This is a genomic window from Parendozoicomonas verongulae (assembly GCF_009711465.1).
GTDB lineage: Bacteria > Pseudomonadota > Gammaproteobacteria > Pseudomonadales > Endozoicomonadaceae > Sansalvadorimonas > Sansalvadorimonas verongulae.
The window spans coordinates 1-503 of the sequence record NZ_SMME01000292.1; the positions used below are offsets into that span (position 1 = coordinate 1).

The 503-nt window shown below is 46.5% G+C and carries 1 protein-coding gene; it reads right to left on the minus strand.

From position 1 onward, the window contains the following. Nucleotides 1-51 precede the first annotated feature (51 nt). On the minus strand, nt 52-503 hold a 452-nt coding region (locus tag E1189_RS22250; protein ID WP_196220846.1), incomplete at its 5' end, for a hypothetical protein.

A 503-nucleotide genomic window follows, 5' to 3' on the forward strand; every position in this document is an offset into this window, starting at 1 on the left:
AGACAGGCGAATCGGGCGATCAGCTCTTGGATTAACAGCAATCGGAGTCTCTTAATGTCCTCCGTATGAGCTGTCCTTAATAACTGCCTCCACCAGCAAACCGCTTTCCATCTGCTCTTGACTGAACCTTGGCTTGATGAATGTCACACCCCTGAAGTCATAGCGGGAGAGATCAATGCCGGTAAAATCACTACCCTCTGGAAAGGTAAGCCCTTCCAGGCAAAGGGGATGAAAATCCCAAAGGAAGTTTTCAGTATTGGAAAGACATTTTATCATTTCCTCTTCGCCCATGGGCTCAAGTAGCTGCATAAGCTTTTTATCTTCGGAATTCTTCCCCCTTTTGCACTTTGCCGCACTCCATATCCTTGCCAACTGTTTTTGGGAGAAACCTTCACTCTTGAGATATGAAGCTGAGTACTTGGCCAACCCATTAATCTCATCAGCGAGGAAGGTGCAATCGAGTAACCCGATCTTATCAAGGTTTCTAAGTATCGAACCCGCCT